Origin of the sequence: Paenibacillus puldeungensis (genome assembly GCF_042678945.1) — a bacterium.
Taxonomy (GTDB): Bacteria; Bacillota; Bacilli; order Paenibacillales; family Paenibacillaceae; genus Fontibacillus; species Fontibacillus puldeungensis.
Window position 1 is genome coordinate 51647 of sequence record NZ_JBHTLM010000021.1, and the last position, 23423, is coordinate 75069.

Annotated in this window: 29 protein-coding genes; all 29 read right to left on the reverse strand. The window is 40.1% G+C overall.

Translation table 11 applies throughout. The features are described 5' to 3' along the window. Window positions 1-11 precede the first annotated feature (11 nt). Entirely contained in the window at window positions 12-266 is a 255-nt protein-coding gene (locus tag ACFQ3W_RS21495; RefSeq protein WP_379321293.1) for a hypothetical protein, read from the reverse strand. 398 nt (window positions 267-664) lie between these two features. Next, complete coding sequence (locus ACFQ3W_RS21500) at window positions 665-1006, reverse strand: Na-translocating system protein MpsC family protein (RefSeq protein WP_379321294.1); 342 nt, start codon at window positions 1004-1006, stop codon at window positions 665-667. 376 nt (window positions 1007-1382) lie between these two features. Continuing rightward, complete coding sequence (locus ACFQ3W_RS21505; protein ID WP_379321295.1) at window positions 1383-1580, reverse strand: cold shock domain-containing protein; 198 nt, start codon at window positions 1578-1580, stop codon at window positions 1383-1385. Between the two features lie 91 nt (window positions 1581-1671). Next, entirely contained in the window at window positions 1672-2496 is an 825-nt protein-coding gene (locus ACFQ3W_RS21510) for an SDR family oxidoreductase (RefSeq protein ID WP_379321296.1), read from the reverse strand. Continuing rightward, window positions 2480-3409 carry a Gfo/Idh/MocA family protein gene (locus ACFQ3W_RS21515; protein WP_379321297.1) on the reverse strand — a complete coding sequence of 310 codons (930 nt, stop codon included), beginning with the start codon at window positions 3407-3409 and terminating at the stop codon, window positions 2480-2482. The genes ACFQ3W_RS21510 and ACFQ3W_RS21515 overlap by 17 nt, the downstream gene beginning before the upstream one ends. After that, on the reverse strand, window positions 3403-4200 hold the full coding sequence (locus ACFQ3W_RS21520; RefSeq protein WP_379321298.1) for an SDR family oxidoreductase: 798 nt from the start codon (window positions 4198-4200) through the stop codon (window positions 3403-3405). The genes ACFQ3W_RS21515 and ACFQ3W_RS21520 overlap by 7 nt, the downstream gene beginning before the upstream one ends. After that, window positions 4193-4900 (reverse strand): acylneuraminate cytidylyltransferase family protein, encoded by a 708-nt coding sequence (locus ACFQ3W_RS21525; protein WP_379321299.1) that lies wholly within the window; start codon window positions 4898-4900, stop codon window positions 4193-4195. The genes ACFQ3W_RS21520 and ACFQ3W_RS21525 overlap by 8 nt, the downstream gene beginning before the upstream one ends. Before the next feature lie 34 nt (window positions 4901-4934). Further along, window positions 4935-6077 (reverse strand): DegT/DnrJ/EryC1/StrS family aminotransferase, encoded by a 1143-nt coding sequence (locus ACFQ3W_RS21530; RefSeq protein WP_379321300.1) that lies wholly within the window; start codon window positions 6075-6077, stop codon window positions 4935-4937. Window positions 6078-6107: 30 nt separating this feature from the next. Then, window positions 6108-6734: an acetyltransferase gene (locus tag ACFQ3W_RS21535; protein WP_379321301.1), complete on the reverse strand. Its 627-nt coding sequence runs from the start codon at window positions 6732-6734 to the stop codon at window positions 6108-6110. Between the two features lie 14 nt (window positions 6735-6748). Continuing rightward, a complete protein-coding gene (neuC, locus tag ACFQ3W_RS21540) occupies window positions 6749-7891 on the reverse strand; it encodes a UDP-N-acetylglucosamine 2-epimerase (RefSeq protein WP_379321302.1) in 1143 nt (380 codons plus the stop codon). Beyond that, the gene (neuB, locus tag ACFQ3W_RS21545; RefSeq protein WP_379321303.1) at window positions 7888-8919 is read right to left on the reverse strand and encodes an N-acetylneuraminate synthase; all 1032 of its coding nucleotides are present in this window, start codon (window positions 8917-8919) and stop codon (window positions 7888-7890) included. Before neuB ends, neuC begins: the two co-directional genes overlap by 4 nt. 16 nt (window positions 8920-8935) lie before the next feature. Beyond that, the gene (locus ACFQ3W_RS21550; RefSeq protein WP_379321304.1) at window positions 8936-9940 is read right to left on the reverse strand and encodes a UDP-N-acetylglucosamine 4,6-dehydratase family protein; all 1005 of its coding nucleotides are present in this window, start codon (window positions 9938-9940) and stop codon (window positions 8936-8938) included. Window positions 9941-9997: 57 nt separating this feature from the next. Continuing rightward, the gene (locus ACFQ3W_RS21555; RefSeq protein ID WP_379321305.1) at window positions 9998-11869 is read right to left on the reverse strand and encodes a motility associated factor glycosyltransferase family protein; all 1872 of its coding nucleotides are present in this window, start codon (window positions 11867-11869) and stop codon (window positions 9998-10000) included. Window positions 11870-11879: 10 nt separating this feature from the next. Next, the gene (locus tag ACFQ3W_RS21560) at window positions 11880-12455 is read right to left on the reverse strand and encodes a hypothetical protein (RefSeq protein ID WP_379321306.1); all 576 of its coding nucleotides are present in this window, start codon (window positions 12453-12455) and stop codon (window positions 11880-11882) included. 157 nt (window positions 12456-12612) lie between these two features. After that, window positions 12613-13428: a flagellin N-terminal helical domain-containing protein gene (locus ACFQ3W_RS21565; RefSeq protein WP_379321307.1), complete on the reverse strand. Its 816-nt coding sequence runs from the start codon at window positions 13426-13428 to the stop codon at window positions 12613-12615. 105 nt (window positions 13429-13533) lie between these two features. Further along, window positions 13534-13953 carry a hypothetical protein gene (locus tag ACFQ3W_RS21570; RefSeq protein WP_379321308.1) on the reverse strand — a complete coding sequence of 140 codons (420 nt, stop codon included), beginning with the start codon at window positions 13951-13953 and terminating at the stop codon, window positions 13534-13536. Continuing rightward, a complete protein-coding gene (gene fliS, locus ACFQ3W_RS21575) occupies window positions 13943-14344 on the reverse strand; it encodes a flagellar export chaperone FliS (protein WP_379321309.1) in 402 nt (133 codons plus the stop codon). The genes ACFQ3W_RS21570 and fliS overlap by 11 nt, the downstream gene beginning before the upstream one ends. Before the next feature lie 6 nt (window positions 14345-14350). Further along, a complete protein-coding gene (fliD, locus tag ACFQ3W_RS21580) occupies window positions 14351-15745 on the reverse strand; it encodes a flagellar filament capping protein FliD (RefSeq protein ID WP_379321310.1) in 1395 nt (464 codons plus the stop codon). A gap of 27 nt (window positions 15746-15772) precedes the next feature. Continuing rightward, window positions 15773-16141 carry a flagellar protein FlaG gene (locus ACFQ3W_RS21585; RefSeq protein ID WP_379321311.1) on the reverse strand — a complete coding sequence of 123 codons (369 nt, stop codon included), beginning with the start codon at window positions 16139-16141 and terminating at the stop codon, window positions 15773-15775. A gap of 25 nt (window positions 16142-16166) precedes the next feature. Then, the gene (gene csrA, locus ACFQ3W_RS21590; RefSeq protein WP_379321312.1) at window positions 16167-16406 is read right to left on the reverse strand and encodes a carbon storage regulator CsrA; all 240 of its coding nucleotides are present in this window, start codon (window positions 16404-16406) and stop codon (window positions 16167-16169) included. Further along, window positions 16407-16802, reverse strand: a complete 396-nt coding sequence (gene fliW, locus ACFQ3W_RS21595; RefSeq protein WP_379321313.1) for a flagellar assembly protein FliW — start codon at window positions 16800-16802, stop codon at window positions 16407-16409. Between the two features lie 26 nt (window positions 16803-16828). Continuing rightward, a complete protein-coding gene (locus tag ACFQ3W_RS21600; protein WP_379321314.1) occupies window positions 16829-17230 on the reverse strand; it encodes a DUF6470 family protein in 402 nt (133 codons plus the stop codon). 15 nt (window positions 17231-17245) lie between these two features. Further along, entirely contained in the window at window positions 17246-18133 is an 888-nt protein-coding gene (gene flgL / locus ACFQ3W_RS21605) for a flagellar hook-associated protein FlgL (protein ID WP_379321315.1), read from the reverse strand. A 41-nt stretch (window positions 18134-18174) separates the two neighbouring features. Beyond that, window positions 18175-19746, reverse strand: a complete 1572-nt coding sequence (gene flgK, locus ACFQ3W_RS21610) for a flagellar hook-associated protein FlgK (RefSeq protein ID WP_379321316.1) — start codon at window positions 19744-19746, stop codon at window positions 18175-18177. A 30-nt stretch (window positions 19747-19776) separates the two neighbouring features. Next, a complete protein-coding gene (locus tag ACFQ3W_RS21615) occupies window positions 19777-20277 on the reverse strand; it encodes a flagellar protein FlgN (RefSeq protein WP_379321317.1) in 501 nt (166 codons plus the stop codon). A gap of 9 nt (window positions 20278-20286) precedes the next feature. Beyond that, a complete protein-coding gene (gene flgM, locus ACFQ3W_RS21620) occupies window positions 20287-20574 on the reverse strand; it encodes a flagellar biosynthesis anti-sigma factor FlgM (protein ID WP_379321318.1) in 288 nt (95 codons plus the stop codon). A gap of 134 nt (window positions 20575-20708) precedes the next feature. Beyond that, window positions 20709-21125, reverse strand: coding sequence for a TIGR03826 family flagellar region protein (locus ACFQ3W_RS21625; protein ID WP_379321324.1), 417 nt, complete (start codon window positions 21123-21125; stop codon window positions 20709-20711). A 112-nt stretch (window positions 21126-21237) separates the two neighbouring features. Continuing rightward, entirely contained in the window at window positions 21238-22245 is a 1008-nt protein-coding gene (locus ACFQ3W_RS21630) for a ComF family protein (RefSeq protein WP_379321319.1), read from the reverse strand. Then, window positions 22242-23423, reverse strand: a 1182-nt coding sequence (locus ACFQ3W_RS21635; RefSeq protein WP_379321320.1) for a helicase-related protein, incomplete at its 5' end; no start/stop codon positions are given. The genes ACFQ3W_RS21635 and ACFQ3W_RS21630, both read right to left, overlap by 4 nt.

Sequence of the window (23423 nt, forward strand, 5' to 3'; positions counted from 1 at the left end):
TTTTTACATCCTTAGTTAATTGTATTTGAAAGATCATCAAGGCGAGTTCGATCCCATCGTCGTTCAAAACTATCGATCCCTTTGACATCACCGACACCTCTAGCATTGAGTTTTTTTTCACAGATATACTCATAGAGATATAGATGAACGCAGTAAAGCACCATTCCCGGTAAACAGAAAAAAGCCAATACAATAGCGCACTTTCTCGCTAAATGTATTGGCTTATTAAACAGCGAAGAAACCATAGCCTCTTTCTCTTTAATCAAACCGCTTTATTTTTCAATCACAATCGTCCATTCTCCTTGCAGATCATCTCTGATTGTCCAGGCATAAGTAAAGGAACTTCCAATCATATCCATAGCTTCCTGCATAAACTCACGCTCCAAATAAGGCCGCAAGACTTCTCAGTATTGCGTGACGAGGTCAATGGCACCTTCTTTCACTAAAATTTCGGATAGATTGGATAAAAACCCTTTGACATCACCGACACCTCTAGCATTGAGCTTTTTTTCACAGATATACTCATAGAGATATAGATGAACGCAGTAAAGCACCATTCCCGGTAAACAGAAAAAGCCAATACAATAGCGCACTTTCTCGCTAAATGTATTGGCTTATTAAACAGCGAAGAAACCATAGCTTCTTTCTCTTTAATCGAACCGCTTTATTTTTCAATCACAATCGTCCATTCTCCTTGCAGATCATCTCTGATTGTCCAGGCATAAGTAAAGGGACTTCCAATCATATCCATAGCTTCCTGCATAAACTCACGTTCTAAATAAGGCTGCAAGACTTCCCAGTATTGCGTGACAAGGTCAACGGCACCTTCTTTCACTAAAATTTCGGATAGATTGGATAAAAACCCTTTGATCTGGACAGTGATATTCCCTTCATCTTCCAAGTTAACCTTTACGTTTTCCGGTCCTTTTCCCCGGTAGTGTTTGACGATTTTCACCGCCAGTCTTCTAATCTTCTCTTGATATTCAAATACAGTCGTCGTGGACACTTTTCAGAAACCTCGACATTAGTGTACCTTAATCTGGAAACATTTCTCAACATTTAAATGTTAAACCTATTCGGGAATATTTGTCAATCTAAAATATGGTATAACCTATGCATTTCACAAAAATTTCGCTGCCTTCCCCCGACTATTTTCAATTCTGCTTTAGGATTTCGAGGAGGGCGAATTGTTCGACGCCCACATAGTATCTCCTATACACTATGTCGACTAAACACTGTGACATCTCTCAGGTATTAACGTATCGCCAGGTAGCTAGAAATCCCAGAAAAAATAAAACCCCGGGCTTCCCCAGGGTATTTGCTAGCGAATCTTTAATTGTTAACCATCGTACCTTGTTATGTAGATCGGCTATGCCGGATGATTATAATTTGATTACGTTAGCGGCTTGCGGTTCACGTGCGCCTTCGACGATTTCAAATTCGAGGGATAGACCTTCTTCCAAAGTTTTGAAGCCTTCGGATTGGATTGCGGAGAAATGTACGAATACGTCGCCGCCTTCTTCAGTTTCGATGAAACCGTAGCCTTTTTCTGCGTTAAACCATTTTACTTTACCTTGCATGCACTAATATTCCCTGCATTATCAAATAAGAGTGTGACCCTTGTAACCACGCCTCACATTTCTGACTATACCACTCGTCTTTAGTTTTATATCACCACGCAGTTAGTCCGCCATCAATTATTAAGTTTTGTCCCGTAACATAACTGGATGCATCAGAAGATAAATATAAGATAGCTCCAACCATTTCTTCTGGTTTGGCCATTCGTCTTAATGGAATACGGTTTGAATATTTCATTTTAAACTCTTGGTTTTGTCCGCTTTCTACACCACCTGGCGTTATACTATTTACTCTGATACCTTTCTCTGCCCACATAGTGGCCAAATATCTTGTTAATCCTATTACGGCTGATTTGGAAGCTGAATACACCGGAGGTGTATTTATTTCTCTACCTAAATAGTAAGAGCCTTCGTAAATCCTATTGTCCGGGCCAACAACTCCATAAATTGAAGATGTCTGGATAATTGAACCGCCCTCACCTTGAGTTAGCATTTGCTTACCAACCGCTTGAGCAACTAAGAACATACCGTCTATGTTGACTGCCATGATTTTTCTCCACTCATCAAGTGAGTAATCTTCGATTGGAGCAAAAAACGCTTCCAGATCATCTGCTTTACTGGCGGCGTTATTCAATAGTATGTTAATTGTTCCAAATGTCTTTACAGTCTCAGTTACCATTCTTCTAATAGATTCAATATTGGTTATGTCACATTCAATTCCAATACACTTTACACCGTATTCAGTTGTTAATTCCTCAGCTAAACCAGACACTAAATTACTATTTATATCAACTATAACTACATTAGCACCAAATTCAGCAAGCCCCCTACAGAAGTTCTGTCCAAGAAGCCCTGCCCCACCAGTAACAACAGCCACTTTACCTTTTAAACTAAATAATTTCTCATATTGAAATTTCATTGATAGAAACCCTTCTTTTTTCTTTTTTTGATATCTGACCAGCTATTAATATACGCATAGCATTTATCGTTGTCTCTACAGGGATAGCTGGTGTTTTAGAATCTATCGAGTTAAAAAAGTGCCATATGGTTCTTCTAAACATAGAAAAATTGTCGTTAATTTCAACTTTAGCGATTTTTTTTGAGCCATAAATATCAATATGAAAAGCCAATGGAATATTACCTAGGGCATCAATTTGTACAAGTGTACCATCAGTCATAGTAATGTTTATTAAATCTTCCTTCGAACCTATGCAAAGAACAGACTCTGGAACAAAAGGAGAGAGGTTTAAAACTGCATCAACTAAATGAATCCCGTATTTCTCCCAAGAGTTAATAACGGTCCCCCTAACCAATTTTATTTCTCCAAACCTGGCTTCTTTCATATCTTGACGAAGTTGATCTACTTCCTTAGCATACCTCATTCCTGAACAAGACATAAGTTTTCCGCTTTCCAGGAAAGGTTTAAAATAACGTAATTCATTTATATTTAGTGTTAGGGGTTTATCTATAAAGACAGGTATACCACTTTCCAAAAATACTTTTGCAATTTCATAATGTGTTTCATAGTCATCTCGAGCAATAATAACTCCATCAACTTGACCGATCATTTCCTCAAAATGATCCACTGTGTTCGGTATAAGGCAAGCCTTACATAATAAATCAGTTTCTTCTTTGTTCTGAGTCCAGGCATGTGAAATTTGATAACCAGCAAATCCAAATTCCGAAGGATCCCTTCTTGAGACATAATCATAGATTACTTTCCAACCTGTTTGCTTTAAATCTGAGTCACTATATCCATTAACAATTGATGAAAAAGAAAACGGATGCCCATTACCTTCACTAATGCCAATTATTCCAATCTTTTTTACCATATAGCCCATCCACCATCAACGCAAATGTTTTGACCTGTCATATAACTGGAAGCATTAGAACAGAGCAATGCTACTGCTCCCTTTATCTCATGAGGTTGTCCAATACGATTTAAAGGATTTTTGGAGCCCAATTTCTCCATAAATTCAGTGTTCAATTGAGTCTGGGGATGTGGGAAAGGTCCAGGACTTAAGCAATTAACACGGATTTCATACGGAGCAAGAAAACTAGCTAGGTATTTTGTAAATTGAATGACTCCTGCTTTTGCAGCACCATAACTTGGGGGGTTTGTAAATTGAATTCCATCATAAATTCTATAATCCGGTGCAACATGACCGTACATGGATGTAATATTCAAAATTACCCCTTTCTTTTTTTGCAACCCAGGAACAGCAGCTTTTACACATCTAAATACTGAATTCAAGCTCATTTCAATGTCATACTCCCAGTCCTCATCAGAGATAGACTCAAAAGAATTTTTATTTCCTGACCAGGAATTATTGACCAAAATATCCAGTCCGCCATAGTTTTCCTCTATTTTTGCAAAACACTCTTTTAGATCTTCTTTATTAAGTAAATCAAGTTGCATTGCTGTAGCTCGAATGGAATGGTCAAAATGCATCTCTATTTCTTCACATTTTTGTTTACAACTTTCATAATTTCGGCTGGCAATAATAATATCAGCACCTAACTCAGCTAAAGTATAACTGATTTCCGAACCTAGATAGCCAGCCCCACCTGTTATTAGGGCAACTTTATTTTTTAATGAAAATAATTCAGATAAACTATTCACATTCACTCATCCTTTCAATTAATGTCTCAACTAACAAGAAGTCCAACTCATCATCAATATCAATAGATCTTTCTTTAGGCATAAGTACTGCCCCTTCTTTACCAAACAGTAAGCTTATATCATCCTCCTTTAGTCCATTGATTCTGAAAGAATATACGGCTCCATTTAATTGATAGGCTTTCGGAAGTTTTTGACGAGGAAGCCATGGAACTACCCCAGTAATAAATGTCTCCGGGTTATTTCCATTAATTTTCCAGGCCCTGTGTGGATTTAATTCTGCTTCTTTAAATGTTGCTACAGAATCATATTTTTTATCCTCAAGTATTTTTAAACACTCTGATATGTCAGAACTATTTCTTAAAGGACAGGTAGGTTCTAGCAGAACCATGTATTCAGCTTCTTCTCCACTGGCTCTTAACTTCATAATTAAATCTCTAATTGTGTCTATAACTAGAGAGTCATCCCTTGCTAGCTCTTCTGGTCTTAGGATTACTTCAGCGCCATAATGAATCGCTACCTCTGCAATTTTATCGTCATCAGTTGATACAATAATACGATCAATTTCAGGAGTCTTTCTAGCGGCTTCAATTGCCCAACTTATCAGTGGCTTTCCAGCCAAGAGCTTTATATTTTTGTAGGGTACTGACTTACTTCCCCCTCGTGCAGGAATTACTGCTATAACTCTTTTATTATTTATCACAGTTTAACACTTCCTCTGAGCCAATGATAATGGTTTAACAAAAGAATGCCCGTATTCTATCTATGACAAAACCTTGGTCTTCCTCACTCATATTTGTCCCAGATGGCAAACATATTCCATGATTGAAAAGGAATTGGCTGATATCCATTTCATTATGTTTAAAGAAATCATTTTCAATAAATAACGGTTGCATATGGAGTGGTTTCCAAACAGGTCTGGTTTCAATATTATATTGTTGCAAGTAATGTATTAAATCATATGGTTTTTTATCTGTTAATTCTGGGTCAATTGTCATTACTGTAAGCCAGCGAGTAGACATACAATCTTGAGCTTCTGGCATAAACTGAATGCATGATATACGTTTAAGATGCTCAACATACTTTTCGAAAATTTCACGTTTTTTATGAATTCGCTTATCTAATACTTCTAACTGTCCTCTCCCAATTCCGGCAAGAACATTACTCAAACGATAATTGTACCCTATCTCACTATGTTGATAATGTATCGCTTTATCCCTAGCTTGTGTAGAATAGAATCTGGCCTTTTCTATTAATTCAGTATCATCAGAAACAAGCATTCCTCCTCCTGAAGTTGTAATGATTTTATTTCCATTAAATGAAAATGTCCCAAATTTTCCGAAAGTACCGGTCTTTACCCCCTGATAAGATGCTCCTAAAGATTCTGCAGCATCTTCAATTATCGGAACATTATAAGAATCACATATATCCTTGATCTTATTGTAATCAGCACTTTGTCCATATAAGTTTACTACTACTAGTGCTTTAGGAAGTTTATTCTTAGCTGCATATGTATCTAATGCTTCTTTCAGAGCAGTCGGAGACATGTTCCACGTACCCGGTTCAGAATCAATAAATACAGGAATAGCTCCTTGATACAAAATAGGATTCGCACTTGCTATAAAAGTAAGAGAGGAACAAAAAACTATATCATCTTTTCCTACATTCAATAAAATAAGAGCAAGGTGTATTGCTGCTGTGCCTGAGCTAAGAGCAAGGGCACCTTTTGAGCCTACATAATTTGCTATTTCACGTTCAAATTCATCTACATTTTCTCCAAGAGGAGCAATCCAATTATCATCAAAAGCTTTTTTGATATATTTCTGCTCTCTACCACTCATATGTGGGGAGGCCAAGTAAATTCGTTTAAAATCTGACATATGATCACCTACTATATAAATTTGATCCATTTATTTAGATCTTATCTTTTTGGCTGGGCAACCTATAGCAACAATATTATCTTCAATATCATTCACTACACAGGAACCCGCCCCTATTGTACTATTACTTCCTATCGTCAGTCCTTGGATAACACTTGCACCTATACCAATATGAGAAAAAGAACCTACTTGAACATTTCCTGCTAAATTTACGCCCGGGGAGATATGAACAAACTGCCCTACTTTGCATTCATGATCAATAGTACAGGCCGTATTTAAAATAGTATGCTCGCCAATAAATGTATCGACATTTACAACAACATTAGGCATAACAACACTCCCAGCCTTTATAACGACATTCGAACCTAGTATAGCCGTAGGATGAACAGCTATCCCATACTTCAAATCAAGTGGTTCTAATCTCTTTACTATATCGCCTCTTGTTCGGTTGTCCCCAACACATACTATATAGTAAGCATTAGCAAATGAGTTAATTAGATCGGGAATTATCTCAGTGGTTCCTAATATAGGAGTATTTGAAACAGAGTTTCGCTTTGGGTCATCATCGACAATTCCTACTACTTCTTCATTCTGACTTTTAAGAATATCTATTACAACCTTAGAATGGCCTCCCGCTCCAATAAGAATGTAATCCAATATAGACCACCTACTTAATATGAAATTGTCTTTTGCGTCAACTCATCTCCATAATCATTCAATCTATGAATGATTTCAACAACTGACTGGCTAGTATTTTTTTTATAATATACATTTTTCACTCTTTTAAGGCGTTCTTTAAAATCAGTGCTTTTAACAATTGAAAAGGCTGACCTTATCTGATTATAATCAACTGAGACATCGATTGTATTCTGTGAACGTTCTCTTCTATATTGTCTCGAACCAATATTAATAACAGGAACCTTAAATGAAGCAGCTTCAATAATTCCTGAAGATGAATTACCCACTAATATGTAAGCATGCTTCAAAATGGATAAATAATCATATTGCTCAAAAGTGACGATTTTATAAAATCCATCCTTCTCACTTAAATTATTGTAAAAGTTAATTATTTCTTCAGAGCCAGCATCAGAGTTGGGCATAACACAAACATAGGGTATTTTTTCCTCACTCACAGCTTTAAATATACACTCAAGTTCTTTCTCTATGCTCTGGTTATCTGTCGTAACGGGGTGGTAAATAAATAAACCATAAATACCTGCAAAATCTAGGTGATATTTCCTTTTTACAGATTGAATATCTGGTAATACGGCTGATTCTATAGCTTCGATTCTTGGTGCACCAACCACATAAACTCTCCATGGATCTTCGCCCATTTTTATTAGTCGTTCTTTACTTGCAGTCGTTGCTGTTAAATGAAGGTGAGCAAGTTTACTAATAGCGTGTCTCACAGATTCATCTATAGACCCCGATACTTCCCCTCCATGTAAGTGCAAAGTAGGGATATTTAGATAGACAGAAGAGATCGTAGCCGCTAACATTTCACCACGATCTCCAAGTACAATAACACAGTCCGGTTTGAGACTTTCAAACGCCTCAGTCATACCAATGATTCCCTCACCTATGCCTCTAGCCATACCTCCACGGCTTGCTTCAACTGCTGCAGTGACTTTGGCAGCAATCTGAAACCCATCCGCCTCTATATATTTCACAGTATTTCCATATTTAGGGGTCAAATGCATGCCTGTAACTAGTATTTGAAGTTCGAGGTCAGAGTCTTCTTCTATTTTTTTTAGAATTGGGAAATAAATTCCGTAATCAGCTCTAGTGCCGGTAACAACCATTACTTTTTTCATCTCACATCATCCCACGATATCATTTGTTCGGCCGCTACTTCTCTTATGACCACTTTCCCAATTAAATCATAAAAATGTTTGGGTTCTAAACCAGTTCCAGGTCTTTTAGTCATTAAGTCAGACTCGCGAATAACGTCGCCAATACTCAATTTTTTTGATGAAACAATACTTTTTCTAGCAACACTTTTCGTATTTCTTTCAGAAGGCATTATTCTTTTTATACCATCACCTAATATTTGTTCTACCTCTCGAATAGATTTTACTAACTGCAGAAAATCTTTAGGCTCCATAGAGGCTTTATGATCAGGCCCCTCTAAATTTCTGTCTAATGTAAAATGCTTCTCAATAATTTTAGCTCCCAATGCAACCGCTGTTAAAGCCGCCTCTTTACCTTTAGTGTGATCCGAAAATCCTACGATTTTTTTAAAACTTGACTCCATTGTTTTCATCGCTAATAAATTGACTTCTTCCAGTGGAGCGGGATACTCAGAAGTACAATGGAGTAATGCCAAGGGACTAAATTGAATATTTTGTAAACTATATCCAACTTCATCTAAATCAGACATACCAGTGGATAGAATTATGGGAAGGTGATATCTATCTATTTTTTTAATGAAGGGGATATTATTCATATCACCAGATCCGATTTTAAAGCCATCCACACCTATTGAATAAAGAAAATCCGCACTTTCCTCATCAAATGGGGTAGATAAAAAATCAACTTTTTTTTTGGCACAATACCTTTTTAAATCTGCAAAGTCCTCAAAAGATAGCTCAAGTTTCTTTAGCATATCTAATTGACTTTCATCAGGTAAAGTCGTTTTTTTTTGATATTCGGCTTTTTTCGCCTTTGAAGTAACTAATTTTTCACTAATGAAAGTTTGAAACTTAACCGCATCTGCACCAGATGCTATAGCTTGATCTATCAAATCGAAAGCCATTTTTTTAGATCCGTTATGATTAACCCCAATTTCAGCAATGATATAAGTAGATTTCCGGTCCCCATTTACAACCTCTTTAATTGACATAAAACCATCTCCTAAGTTAGAAACCTAATTGATATTTTACTAGCAGTTCCTCAATATCCTCTAAAGTGAGTTGTGGGGCATTAAGAGATGAATATTCCCGATGATCTACTCTAATAAATCCATTATACTCTGATGATAGCTGGTTGAATGGGGAAGCAATAACATACATGTCATCATTTTGATATGCCCTTTCAGCTTCGTCCGCTGTCATTAACTCTTCATATAATTTTTCACCAGGCCGAATCCCTACCTCTATTAGTCCTCCATTATATTTAGAACCACACTTTTTCTCAAAAGATCTTATAAGTCCTACTGCCAGATCACTTATTTTTAAGGTTGGCATTTTCAAAACAAATACCTCTCCTCCTCTTGAGAATCTGGCTGCTTTCAAAACTAGCTCAGCCGCTTGAGGAATTGACATCATAAAACGAGTCATGTCTCGGTGTGTTAACGTTACAGATTCTCCCCGACTGATCTGGGATTTAAAAAGTGGGATAACAGATCCACGAGATCCCATTACATTTCCAAAGCGGACACATGAAAAAATAGTATCCCTGCTTCCCTTGTATTGATTTGCTGCGGAAATTAGTTTCTCTGAAAGAAGTTTAGTTGCGCCCATGGTATTCATAGGATTCACAACCTTATCTGTACTTATAGCAATCACTTTTTTTACATTATGTTGTATTGCGACTTCAATAATATTTTGCACACCAAGTACATTGGTTTTAATGGCTTCCATAGGGTTATATTCACAGGATGGGACATGTTTTAAAGCAGCCGCATTAAAAATATAATCCACATTTTCTGCAGCATAACTCAATCTCTCTTTGTCCCTTATATCGCCAATTAAATAGCGAATATTATCAAACTCCTTTAACTCATGTTGCATATAAAACTGTTTGCTTTCATCTCTGCTATAAATACGAACAACCTTGGGATTTTCTTTCAAAATACAACGAACAATTTCACTGCCAATAGATCCAGTTCCACCTGTAACCAGAACCACTTTATCTTCAAACATGCAATCGCCTACTTTTTATTGTCTAGTGTACTTCTCTGACTGATGTATATTCTATGTTTACGTAATAATAAGTTCATCTAATTTTGTTAATCCTTGATCTAAGGTTGCTATTATAATAGGAGAGAATTCTTGCATTTTTCTTGTTAACTCTCCTAGATGTTTCAAAACTAATTTTCCTTTTTCTATAATGTCTTCTGTTTCTACAATTTTAGTAACATGCCTCATATATACATTCATGTAATGTCCTAATGAATAATAGTAAAAACTATCAAAAGCACTCATTTTAGTGATAGATTTCCATAAACAATCTATTTCAAAAAGTCTATCTGCTGTTCTCTTAACATTATATGCTGAGACTGCTTTTTCAAGTTTTTTAAAGACCTCTTGTAACTTTACTAATTTAGATTCAAGCTTTTTTATCTCTTTTCGAGCTAAATTGAGATTCAAACTGACTTCCCGTAATTGTATCTCCTTGATATCGTGACTTTTCTTAGAGATTCGTTTTGAGATATTAAAATCCTGTGATGGCCCCTCGAGCAACTCAGGAACTAAATCATCCAACGCCTTCCACTCCGTGCCTTCAATTACAGCTCCACCCTTAGAGGTGTTAACGATTCGGACCTCCTTTAGAGCCATTATTTTGACAAGAACCTCTATATCACTCAATAATACTTCCATACTCCCCTTTGTCCGATTATAGCCTCCATCAACATTTTTAACTTTTTTTTCAGAATGGGATACATGGATTTCCTGAACTTCTTGGGATACGTGTTCTACACCAGGTGCATAATATTTATTGTTAGGATAAGATAGGTCTTGTCCCATCAATATAATCTCTGTGATACCCATATATTCAGCAATTTGTATTGCAGTTCCTGTAACGGTTGCTGTTGATATAAAAGAAGGGAGCTCCTCGCCCTCTTCAAAAAGGTACTGCGTAATTACATCATTTTGAAATTTTGCATAATACAACGGCCCTCTATATTCCTCAAGAATTTCATTATATATTGTTGGACAAAAAACCAAAGGTGTTTTCATACCATTAACATTTTTAAACACTCGAAAATTAGCTTCGGTTCCATCCATAGAAACAACAAAATGGGGATACACTCCAAAATGTTCCAAAGCCTGTATGCTTGAACCAGCAGTAATAATTAAGCACTTTTCCTTCAATTGTGATAAATAATGAATATCTTGACTCAACGAAGGGCCAGAGCCTACAATAATAGCTTTTACATTCTGGCCTTTCCATAAATCTTTCAATTCTGAAATTGATGAATTATTAATAAGATGAGGTAAATTGTACACAATATTTTCAAGCCATGTTTTTTGGTTTAGATCGCGTGTTTGTATATTTGAAATCTGTTGCATAAGTGTGTCTTTCATCAACATCTCAAATTTTTCTGATAGACCTGGAAACAATATTTCATAAATAGGAGGCGTAATTTTAACGAAAGTGCCAGTCATATGTTCACATATATCATTCGCCATTTTCATAGGTAAAAAATCACTTTCACCCAACGCAAATAATCGAATTCTGGGATCAGATAAAATCGGTCCAATTAATTTTATGTTCATCCATTCTCTAAAAATAAAAGAAAAGGGTTCATAAACATAAATAAATTTTGCTTTTGTCACAGCCAGCAGTTCTTCAAGAAAATACAAGCCCATACCTACTAGTAATAAATTATCTACGTTCTCAACTCGACTTGAAATTGATTTAGCCCATCTTTCTGCTTCATGGTGGGCATTATATCGACTATGCAAATAATAAGTGTTTTGATTCATTTCAAGAAGAAGATTAACCTCTTCATTACGAGTCAACTCTATTTTGTACACGTAATCATCTTGCAATGGTGTCTCAAGTCCTTGTATTAAAGCTGGATAATGCTTACTTAAAAAGGCTTTGTTTTTTTCAAATACATCCATGCTTAAGCTCCTATCCTTGAATTTCTAACATATAATTCTGCAAAGCAGTAACCAACTCATATTGTATAAGATCTCCCACCATAACATAATCCTGTCTTTGAAGATTATTATCCATCTCAGAAACAATTCTTTCTATTTCAATTTTCATATTTATCGTTGCTCTTTTCTGCTTTTCATTGATTGTTAAAGTTTCCAGAAAGTCCATAGCTTTTAGAATCCACTCTATACCTTCAATAAGCTGTGAAAATTTGCTCCATTCCTTGTCTGTAAGTTCACCATAAAAACTATCAGCAATACTAGATGAAGCGGGAATAAATTTATCTAAATAATCTTTAACAGTTACAAAGGTCTCTTCAATGCTTTCTCCCTTTGTTTTTGTAACAATTCTGATGAAGTCAATTCTTTGATAGTTATCTACTATTAATTGTTCATACCCAGCATAAAAAGATTGCCCATTAATTTCAACACAATAAATTAACTGATCTTGTGTGTGAATGTCTGCTGTGGATTCAATCCACCACTCGTTAATCGTTTGAAAACTATTATCTATAATTTTTTCCTCAAAATCGTTAATTTTCACCCTCACTAACATCACACCCTAACATTCGGTTTACTATAATTATCGGTATAATGTTATGCTATTTGTATAGATGGTATATGTACATTTTTCCCAATAGCATATAGTAAAAAAACCGGACATCTAGTTTAGATGTCCGGTTTTTTTAAGTTCAATTTTTCAACGATTATCCGAGAAGTTTCAGTACAGCTTGAGGAGCTGAGTTAGCTTGAGCCAACATTGCTGTACCAGCTTGAACAAGGATTTGGTTCTTCGTGAATGATGTCATTTCTGAAGCCATGTCAGCATCCTTAATGCGAGAATTAGCAGCAGACAAGTTCTCAGAAGTTACGCCCAAGCTGTTAATGGTATGTTCCAAACGATTCTGATAAGCACCCAAGTTAGCACGATTAGTAGAAACCGTAGAAATAGCCGATTTAATTTTTGCCAATGCAGATGCAGCAGCAGTCGCAGTACTAATTGACAAGTTACTGATTTTCAAAGCACTAGCTTTGTTGCTTGTTAAGCTTACAGTCAAAGATTCAGCAGAAGTAACACCAATTTGGAATTTAACAGTTGTTGCAGAATTTAGAAGACTCACACCATTGAAGTTAGAGTTACCAGTGATTCTGTCAATTTCCTTAACCAATTGATCTACTTCTTTTTGCAGATTTTTGCGATCTTCATTTTGATAAGTTCCGTTCGCTGATTGGTTAGCCAAAGTGTTCATACGTTGTAACATGGAGTGAACTTCAGTCAAGTCACCTTCAGCCGTTTGCAAGAGGGAAATACCGTCTTGAGCATTACGTTGAGCTTGGTTCAAGCCGTTTACTTGGTAAATCATTTTTTCGGAAATTGCCAAGCCAGCAGCATCATCAGCAGCGCGGTTAATGCGGAAGCCGGAAGACAATTTTTCCATTGTCTTGCTCATTTGAGTGTTGTTGAAGCTCAGATTACGGTTAGCGTTAATTGCGCCAACGTTCGTGTTAATAAACATTCCCATCGTGATCATCCTCCGTGATTTGGTTTATATTGGCTACATCCTTGTGGCCTAATAATATTATCGGTTGCAGGTTAATACTTTATTAGCTTTTTAGCGAAAAAGAGACTATTTTTTTTCGTCCAGGTACAATGGAATTTGGTCATTTCGTTGCAGACCATAATAGGCATTTAGAACCTTTCTCTGATTAGCGACATTCTGCATGCTTTCTCCAGTATGATCAGTACTTTCTATTAAACCCTTGCCTAACTTATCGAGGTTATCATTTATATCTACTAAAATCTTAATACGCCATTCTTCATCAGATGCATCATAGGATGGGGCCTTGTCCCGAAGAGTATTATTCAATCTATCAATTTCTCGAGTACACATATTCCAATCCTTTTGTAACTCCAAGAAACGCACCAAATTATTTTCCGCATCTTCCTCTACTATTTCCAGGTATTCCAACTGCTCTTTGGAATTGTCCAGGAGCTTCATGAACAACTTCTGTCTTTGCTCAGCTAATTCGGAATAGTTAAGTTCCAAGGGTTCCTCTCTTTCCGATCTCCTCCCAAGCTGACTTCAACTCTTGAAGCATGCCAATAACCTCCTCCAAAGGCGCAGTTTGTTTCTTAATATTGGCCTCCATTAAACGATCAATCATGTAGAGGTATAGGCTTTGCAGGTTTTCAGCCAGCTGCCCTCCTTGTTTTATATTCAAGGAAGAAATCAATTCATAAATGATGCTCTGTACCTTCTGAACATAATTATTTGTTTTTATAATATCCTTCTCTTCAATTGACGATTTGGCATTACCTGCGAACTGAATGGCCCCATTATACAGCATTAATGTTAAACGATGCGGTGAAGCCGTTTCATATTTGTTCTTTTGATAGGCTTGATAGCCCGCTAAGTTGGGCGATGCCAATAAGATCATCTCCAATTATTTTTGTGATAACGATTTTGTAAGAATAGATGCCTGGTTTGTAATCCAATCTTTTTGACTATTCAGTTTAGACATCACAACTTCCAAATTAACATATTTTTGCTTTAACGATGCTTCCCTGAGATCAAGGCGATCACTCATACTTTGAATTTGTTCAGTAAGGAACGAGATTTCAGAATCATATCCTTTTATTTTTGAGGTAATGATTCCATCTACACTGTCGGTCCATTCCTTCGCACTGTTTTTAAATAAGGTTGCTATTCCATCGATTCCTGCTGTTCCGGAAAACATTTTCTCAACACGCGCTGGGTTTTCTTGCATTTTTTCTTTAAACTTCGTTTTATCAAATGTAATATTTCCGGTCATAAGGGAAGCACTGGTTATCCCTTTATCAACTTCCAGACCAATATCGGAAAGCAACTTAAATCCTGGAGTATCCCCAACGATCTTGTTTACCATATCCCCCATTTGACTGCGCAAAGACCGCAGCATAGGATCTCCCTGCAAAGTCAGTGTGAGGCTACCGTCTTTATTTTTCGTAGATTTCTGAGTATTATCTTTAATCGTATTAATAATATCATTATATGCTTTGACAAATGTATCCACCTTGGATGCAATGCCATCAACGTCTTGCTCCACTTTGACTGTTGATGAACCTGTGTTTGCTAAAGTTAATGTGACCCCGGGAATCGCATCTTTTACTGTGTTAGTTGTACTTGTAACTGCAATTCCATTGATCACAAGACTAGCATCATCAGCTGCTTGTTTATTTGCAAATCCCCAAGTTGAACTAGAGTCAAACGTAAATTGGTTTGCCCTCCCGTACTCTTTTGCAGTTAGCACTAATGCATTTTGCCCACTTGAAGTCTGAATAACCGATGCCTGTGCACGGATGCCAACCGTTCCATTTATTTTTGTAGCAATTGCATTCAGTACTTCACTCATTTTCTTTCCATCAAGACTAAGCCCTGAAATATCAACAGAAACTCCACCAATACTCAGACTAGAAGGAAATGCGTCAGGACTGCTAGCACTATAAATGTCGGTTGCGTTAAAAGATTTACTAGCCACCACTTGCTTTTGAGCTAGCGTGTTAACGACTACAGAATAATCGCCCGCAACCGCCGTGCTTTCTGCCACAGCATTCAATTTAGTTGTATCGGATGAACTAGCTTTACTTAGCTGGAAGCTACCTAAATCAGATAAAGCAATAGAAGCATCTTTCAGTGTAGTTAGCTTCGTATTAATAGATTTAAATACATTCTGATACGCGGTTGTAATTTCTTTCTTAGTCTGAAGTCGGGTTAGCGGCAGTTTTTCTTTATTCATGATAGCTTTAATATAGTCTGCAGAATTAAACCCTGATGCCAATCCTGTAAAACTAATAGACATAATCACTCACCCTTTCTTACATTATATTCAAATTTTCTTATCAAAAAACATTCCTATCATTTCTTTCATTTTGACCGATAGATCAATTAGAAATTCCGGCGGAAGACTGGACAAAACCTTTTGTGTTTTCGAATCTATGATTTCTACATATAATTGTTCAGCTTCGTCGTTATACTTAAACTTTAGCTCCTTACCGCTTGCAGCGATCGCTTCGTTCAGCTTTTTGGCCTGTTTTTCAAGCTCTTCCTGCTGCTCTTTAAGAAATTTCTGCGCCTTCAGCTCTGGATTATTGATGTTGATGTCAGACAAGGTTGGCAGCGACTTCTTTGTCACCGAATCCAATGGCCTTACATTGTCAGAAAAGTTTGAATCCAAGCGGTTAATATTCATATTCATCCCGTATTCCCCATTTCAAAATGATTTACATTTTAAAATTTTTCAGCAGGGTCAGGATTTGTTCTTGTTGTAGATGGCTTATCTGTTCCTTAGCTGCCAAATTCTCGGCAACAATGCCTTCGTAAAGTTCTTGCCTTAATATTTGGACTTCCTTAGGCGCTAAAAACCCCAACTTAATTTGATCTCCCTCGACACCCAACACTTGCACTTGAATATCATTGCCAATCATTACAGTTTCGCCGATTTTCCTCCTTAGCACCAACATCTAGGAGTCCTCCTTTGGCATCAATGGATACCGAACAGGGAGATCCTGGTCCTTTATAATATACTGACATCCCTTTTGGGAATGTGGAGAGAGTAAAATGGGGGCCATTAAATTAACGTACAGCTGCCCATTATCGATATTAACGATCAGCATTGTTCCAACATCTTCAGGCGATTTAAGCTCCAGTAGACCAATTGCCTCCTCCGTTAAGTTGAAACTGAAATCCTGAACAGCCTGCTGCGAGGGGAGAAGGATAAAGCTTACCTCACCTCCAAGCGCATACAGTACGAAAAAGGGGGTATCCTCCATCGGAAACAAAGCGTATTGATTTATATCAGGTATTCCTAAAACACCTGACTCAAAGGAGTAGATCTGGCTTTCTTCGACCTCAAGCAAACCATATGCCTCACTATGTATTTGCCTCATTTTGGCAGGACCCCTCTCGGATCAACTTTTATTTCAGGAGGATAGATGCGGAAATCGATGATGACTCCCTGATGAGGGATCGCCTCAACCGTAATGTCCTTTTGCCCGCTTCGCATATATCGGTCATGCGCTATACGTCCAAAAACATTTTTCTCTCCAGCAACAATAGAATTCATCATCCGGTCGCCTTCTTGAGCCTTAATCGCTACATTTTGAATCGTTGTAGTTCTCGCTTGCTGTTCTAGCTCCTTGCCTAAAGTTGCCGGCCGTTTAAGCTCCATATCGTTGTAGACGCTCGTCCAATCTGTAGACATTTCGGGCGAGCGTAAATGGATAGAAAGCTCTGCTGGACGATAGGCTCCCCAATTAGGCGGTAAGTTTGAACTAATACCAGGCATTGTTTACCCCCACCTTTATCTTAGAAAATCAACAAGTGAGGTCTGCATAATTCTAGCCCCTGTGGAAAGGGCAGCTTGCAGTACAGTTTCTTTGGATTTCAAATCTACAATCACGTTAGGTACATCTACATCAGCGACATTAGCACGTTGTTCTTTCAAACTGACCTGGTCATTGGTAATACGATTCTCCATTAAATCAAAACGATTCGTGCGTGCCCCGATTTCAGCCCAACTCACCGATATCCGGTCTGCACAGGCATCAATTTTATCAAGCGCGGCACTTATTCCTGAAGTATTGTTTGAGCCAAGCGCCGATGATAGGTCATCCAGCACTTTAAACACATTATCCGTGTTAGCAGCGCCAAAAACCACTTCGCCCGTGATGCTCACCGGCACCTTCACAGAAGGACTCACATTAAGATAAAACAACCCTGAATCGGTTTGTTCTCCGTTCGCTCCTGCAACGGTGTATGGTGGCTGATCCGTCTTCTGCCCATTAAATAGATAGCGGCCGTTGTATGTACTATTCCCAATGGTCACCATCTGTTCTCTTAATTGTTTGATTTCGGCTGAAATAGTCTGTCTCTGTTCCAAATCATAGGTACCATTGGCTGCCTGAAGCGTTAATGTGCGTGCCCGTTTCAAAACGTCATTCGCTTGCTGCATGAGAGAGTCCATTGTTTTCAAAATTTCCGAGCCCGTTTGAGTATTCGTCAAGAATTCCTGGCTGCGTGCTAAATCTGTATCATAACGCATTTGGTACCCCGTGCCGATCGGATCATCACTCGGCTTATTGATTCTCTGCCCGGTAGCAAGCTGTTGTTGACCAGTGATCATCGCCGTATTAATGTTCCGCAAATTTTTCAGCAACTGAATGTTTTGCATCATACCTGTTACTCGCATTTATCGAGCCTCCTTCATTTTTTATAAAACCATATCTATAACTACAATCCTACGCGTCCCATTTGATTAATTACCCGATCCAACATTTCGTCAACTGTGGTCATGTTTCGGGCTGCCGCATTATAGGCTTGCTGGAAACGGATCATATCGGCCAGTTCTTCATCCATCGATACTCCGCTGACTTGTTGACGCTGAATTTGCAAATTATCAGTTAAGGTCTGTTCATTGTCATAATTGCGCTTTACATTACTGGCGCGAATCCCCAGATCAGCTGTTAGCGCTCTAAAATAGTCGTCTGTCGTCCCTTCGGACATAGAGGTAAGCGAGTCTGGGAAGGTAAAGATTGCATCCCTTAGACTGGCCAACCCAATGGCAATATCACTGTTCCCCCGAATAGCCTTGCTTACACCATTTACATTCTCATATTGGGAGGAAGCAGCAATTTTATTCGTATCGGCCAAAATTTCCGGATTCACTTTAATATCGTCAATCGTAAACGTTCCGCTATTCGATACGAAGAAGGGAATCCCGGAAGAGGTTGGGGTAGTCAGGGAGTAGCCCATTTGATGCAAACCATTGAAGCCTTTGACCATCACATCCACGGAGGATGTAATTTTTGAATTGGCCGGAATGGTCTGTCCCGCAGGAACAAGACCCATCCCATCAACAGTAACATCGTTAAGTGCGACTAAATCAGAAGAGGTAACATAGCCGTTGCTTAACGTAACCTTGATATCCCCTGTCACCAGCGTGTTAACCAACCCATTTAATTGGTTGCGGATAAGATCCGTTTGTTGAAGCGACTGGGTATAGCCATTAAGCTGGCCCGCTGTGGCTGCAGTTGCATTGGCAGCTGTAAGCGCCGTTACGGTATCACCAGCGAGCACATTAACTCCGGCCGAGGTGATATTGACCATACCACTATCATCTTCCGCATACTGGACGTCTACAATCGTCGATAACTTATCAAGCAATAAATCCCGTTGGTCGCGATAGTCGTTCGCTTTATCACCAAAGCTCTCATTATCCCGGATCAGGACATTTAGTCTTGCAATATTATCAACGATATTATTAGCTTCCAGTACTTTCTTATCAATATTGGAATTCACATCATTGGACAAGTTGGTTAAAGACTCGCCAATATGCTTTAGTGTATCCACCAGATTGCTTGCCGCACCAGCAACGGCTACACGCGCACTTAGCAAAGAAGGGTCACGGTTCAAGGTCTCCAATGAATTCCAGAATTTATCCATCACTGCGCTAAGTCCGCTGGTAGAAGGCTCATTCAAAATGCCTTGGATCGCATTCATACTGGAATTTTGCACTTCCCAGGATCCAAGCATTTGGTTTTCACGACGATACTGGGTGTCCAAAAAGCTGTCTCTAATTCGTGTGATGCTGGTATATTCAACACCGGTTCCTAACTGGCCTGGTTGCTGACTCTTTGTCATCCCCATCGCCCAGATCGGATTAGCTTCATTCAAATTAACTCGCTGCCGTGTATAGCCCTCTGTATTGGCATTCGCAACATTGTGCCCTAAAGTCTGCATAGATACGGTATTGACAAATAGGGCTCGCTTACTAGTCTCTATACTATGAAAAGTGGACGTCATCTGCATTTCCCCTTTAACGTTTTCTTTAGATTAAGCTCTTGTATCGAACATGCTCCTCATCGTCGGCTTTTTATCCTGAGCTTTTGGAGGAGAATAGATAGTATCGTTATCTTCTCCTCCTATCATCAGATTCAAGGAGAAATCGATAAAAGAAAGCGACTGGGTAATAAGTTCCTGATTTAGCGCATTAACACGTTTCAACTCGACCAATCGATCACCCAGTTTCTTTCGTGCATCATCCAGCTGTCGTTTTTCTTCGGGATCAAAAACGAGCCTGAGAATTTCAGATATTGTCAGTTCCAATTGCGATTTGATTCCTTTGGATTGCAGAAAGGCTTGTGCTGACACAATAAGCTGCTTCTCGCGTTCCTCGATCGTCTTCACCATCTTAGATTCGCGTGATAGCGTACGCACCAATGCCTCATAATCTCTGCTCAAAATAGCCTGTTTCTTCTGTTCCATAAGTTCCAGCAAACCTGCATGAAGTTCATCCATCTGCGCGAGACTCTCGATTAATAACTGAACTGACATAGCCGCCCCCTATTTATCGTTAAAAAAAGACTTGAAGTACGGAACGAGCTTTTCGGCAAGTTTACCAGCATCAACATGGTATGTTCCGGTAGACACCTGCGTTTTCAAATCCTCAAGGCGCTGAGCACGGTCCTGATCGGTAACTCCCTCTTGGGCTTTCAATAATTCCTTGGCCTCCGCGGAAATAGATACTTCATCCTTACGGCGTGTCTTGCTATCCATATCTTTTCGTAGCGAATCCACTTGACGTTGATATTTATTGATGGCTCCAACCCGTCCGGTTTCATTAATTTTCATGGGCTTCACCCTTTCATTCCAAATAAAAAAGCCGATAATCTTTAATAAGTTTATCGGCGTCTTAAGAAACATTTTTAATAGCGAACCTTTGGTTTATGAAGAATATTATGCCAACTCATTGGAAATTTAGTCGATTACGGTGTGCGAAATTTGTTGAGCGCGTTGTAAGCGCCCGTCCCGCGTTGGTTATCCGAGCCGGATTGCTTATTGGATTCCTCTCTTGTAGCTGCGGCTAAATCACGGGTAAGCCTAGTACGACACGAATCGCACATATTCCCTTCACGAATAAGGACACCACAAACCTCGCAAGGATACATCATGTTCGGATTATTGGCTACCGAAATGCGGCCTTCCTTTATAAATTTAGTAATTTGCCGTATGGAGACGCCGGTCGCTTCGGAGACTTCCTGGATCGTCGCTTGCTTTTCCTCACGTAAATACTCCAGACATTTCTCGTATTCAGTCTCGATGTCTTTAATACATGAGGGACAAATTTCTCTGAAGTTATTAGCAAACAATCTACCACAACGTGGACAATTTCCAACATTGATCCCCATGCTCTTACTCGCCCTTTCAAAAAAACAATAGTTTGATGATAGATTACCCTATTTTAGCGGAGTTCGTCTATATCTTTTGTACGCCTTGGCGCAAGATTTGTCAAATTTAGGAACGCGCCCAGGTTAAGCTGTAAACCTCCGCTGGGCGTCCAATAGCTGTGCATAGCTGGTGAAGCACCTTGGCACAGGCTTCGATGGTACTGCCGGTGGTGTAGATGTCATCTACCAGGAGTAGACGGACGGGGACAGCCACGTCGTCCTGATTAGCTTCTGTAAAAAGAGATTTTGAAGATGACAGCGTCCCTTTCCGCTTCCCTTTATATTTGTTTTCCAACAAAGCGACGGACAGGCGCTCAATTGCATCGTCATTTGGGCGAAATACATCCTGCAGATTATTCAGACGTTCCCAGCGGCTCTTGAAGCTCTGCTTCTCCGTATGCCGGGACCGCTCCAGCAAGGAAAGCAGTGGAAGCCGACCTGCCTTAGCGGCGCCATAGGCAAGGTGGTTCGCCTGATTGAAGCCTCTTTCCTGGAGACGGTCATCGCTTACTGGAACAAAGGTGACCGCATCAAAGCGGAACCGTTCACCTCTGCTTAAAGTCTCCAATTCCTTGATCATCGAAAAATACGCCTGCTCCATCATACGGGACAGTACAACACCATAAGCTTCATTTCCGCGATATTTATACTGAGCTAACCATTCGCGCATCACCTTGTTATACGCTACGGCACTGCGATTCATTAAGTAGCTGCGCGCGGGTAACTCGGGCCTACTGCAATCCGGGCAGCCTACGGGTCGGCCACACGTTATGCAGCGCGGTTTTCGAATCCACGGGATCGAGGCAAAACACGAGGCGCATAATTCCGGGTAGTCCCGAACACGTTCAGAAATGACCTTGCCGCAGGCTAGGCAGGGAATCTGAGGTGGAGCGAACAGGTTGAGCAGCGAGTTCAATATGCCTGTTCCAGGAGATTGCTCGATTCCTCCATCCATGTTTGAGTAGCTCTCATAAAGGTCGGTGCAGGAAAAATCGCATATCATTCGGCGCGCAATGGCTTCCCGATCTCGTACCTGGATATGGCGCCCTCTCGGAGAATAAAATAACTGATTCATGTTCGCTCTCCCTCCTTTTCTTTTAAAAAGCCATCGCGTTTGGCGGTGGCGTTCATCAAACGAATTTGACGTACGGCTCCGCGCTGGGATTTGGTCCATTCCGGAGAGGCAAAAATGACCGTCCCCGCCGGATCATCACCAGAGCGGCCGGCACGGCCAGCCATTTGGACCAGTGATGCTTCATCGAACAGGTCACTGTCCGCATCCAATATGTAGACATCGCTTTTAGGTACGGTGACCCCCCGCTCCAAAATCGTGGTAGTTACCAGAAGCCGAATGGTTCCGGCGCGAAAAGCCAGCACTTTATCCGTTCGCCCCTTGTCCTCGGAGGAAGTTCCTTCGATAGGAATCCCCGGGAGAAAGCGACGAAGCAGCGTAACCAAAGGAACAATCTGCCCAATTCGCGTAACAAAGAGAAAAATTTGTGCGCCGCTGCGAATGGAATGTTGCAAGGGGCGAAGCAGTACTGTCGGTAGCGATTGTCGGCGTAAACAATCCTGGACAGGTCTTATCGCAATACGCCGAGGAACCGGAAGCGGATGCCCGTGGTAACGGGCAGGCACTTTGGCATGGGGCAGCTTTCCGGCACGGATTTCCCGCTGCATGGCAGTAGGAGGCGTCGCCGATAGCAGAACAAAGCTGCCTTCAGGCTTGCATGCCGTTTCCGCTGCGAAGCTTAGCATCGGATCGTTGTGGTAAGGAAACGCATCAAGCTCGTCGATAATGACCAAATCGAAAGCCTCATGAAATCGCATCAGTTGGTGCGTCGTCGAAAGGACTAACCGTGCTTCCTCCCAGCGCTGTGGGCTACCTCCGTATAGGACGGCCGTCCGTTCCTCCGGGAAGGCTTTTGCTACTCGCGGGGCCAGTTCAAGCACGACGTCCCGCCTGGGCGTTGCCACCATAACCCGCCCGCCTTGATCCAGCACGTAACGAAGCAACGGGAAAATCATTTCGGTTTTCCCGGCGCCGGTTACGGCCCAGAGCAGGAAGCGCGGCGGGCTGGCTCCGGCTGGACGGGGGAACAGCCGGGACGGGGCGCGGTCGTGCTTTGGCAGCGACCGCGTGAGTGGCTGAGGCGCGCCCGCTTCGCGGCGCACCCCACGGGCTGCCGCTTCCTGGCGCTCTGCCAGGAAGCCCAGCGCCGCCCCCGCCGCGCTGCGCTGGGCGGGGCTCAG

Excerpts from the sequence above, each read along its gene's own strand:
- fliD (WP_379321310.1), bottom strand. The coding sequence starts at position 15,745 with ATGTCTATTAGTTTTACAGGATTGGCATCAGGGTTTAATTCTGCAGAC.
- flgK (WP_379321316.1), bottom strand. The coding sequence starts at position 19,746 with ATGACGTCCACTTTTCATAGTATAGAGACTAGTAAGCGAGCCCTATTT.
- flgL (WP_379321315.1), bottom strand. The coding sequence starts at position 18,133 with ATGCGAGTAACAGGTATGATGCAAAACATTCAGTTGCTGAAAAATTTG.
- ACFQ3W_RS21630 (WP_379321319.1), bottom strand. The coding sequence starts at position 22,245 with ATGAATCAGTTATTTTATTCTCCGAGAGGGCGCCATATCCAGGTACGA.
- ACFQ3W_RS21565 (WP_379321307.1), bottom strand. The coding sequence starts at position 13,428 with ATGGGAATGTTTATTAACACGAACGTTGGCGCAATTAACGCTAACCGT.
- ACFQ3W_RS21510 (WP_379321296.1), bottom strand. The coding sequence starts at position 2,496 with ATGAAATTTCAATATGAGAAATTATTTAGTTTAAAAGGTAAAGTGGCT.
- ACFQ3W_RS21615 (WP_379321317.1), bottom strand. The coding sequence starts at position 20,277 with ATGTCAGTTCAGTTATTAATCGAGAGTCTCGCGCAGATGGATGAACTT.
- flgM (WP_379321318.1), bottom strand. The coding sequence starts at position 20,574 with ATGAAAATTAATGAAACCGGACGGGTTGGAGCCATCAATAAATATCAA.
- neuB (WP_379321303.1), bottom strand. The coding sequence starts at position 8,919 with ATGTCAATTAAAGAGGTTGTAAATGGGGACCGGAAATCTACTTATATC.
- ACFQ3W_RS21600 (WP_379321314.1), bottom strand. The coding sequence starts at position 17,230 with ATGCCTGGTATTAGTTCAAACTTACCGCCTAATTGGGGAGCCTATCGT.
- fliS (WP_379321309.1), bottom strand. The coding sequence starts at position 14,344 with ATGATCTTATTGGCATCGCCCAACTTAGCGGGCTATCAAGCCTATCAA.
- ACFQ3W_RS21515 (WP_379321297.1), bottom strand. The coding sequence starts at position 3,409 with ATGGTAAAAAAGATTGGAATAATTGGCATTAGTGAAGGTAATGGGCAT.
- ACFQ3W_RS21585 (WP_379321311.1), bottom strand. The coding sequence starts at position 16,141 with ATGAATATGAATATTAACCGCTTGGATTCAAACTTTTCTGACAATGTA.
- ACFQ3W_RS21530 (WP_379321300.1), bottom strand. The coding sequence starts at position 6,077 with ATGTCAGATTTTAAACGAATTTACTTGGCCTCCCCACATATGAGTGGT.
- ACFQ3W_RS21550 (WP_379321304.1), bottom strand. The coding sequence starts at position 9,940 with ATGTTTGAAGATAAAGTGGTTCTGGTTACAGGTGGAACTGGATCTATT.
- csrA (WP_379321312.1), bottom strand. The coding sequence starts at position 16,406 with ATGTTGGTGCTAAGGAGGAAAATCGGCGAAACTGTAATGATTGGCAAT.
- ACFQ3W_RS21505 (WP_379321295.1), bottom strand. The coding sequence starts at position 1,580 with ATGCAAGGTAAAGTAAAATGGTTTAACGCAGAAAAAGGCTACGGTTTC.
- neuC (WP_379321302.1), bottom strand. The coding sequence starts at position 7,891 with ATGAAAAAAGTAATGGTTGTTACCGGCACTAGAGCTGATTACGGAATT.
- ACFQ3W_RS21555 (WP_379321305.1), bottom strand. The coding sequence starts at position 11,869 with ATGGATGTATTTGAAAAAAACAAAGCCTTTTTAAGTAAGCATTATCCA.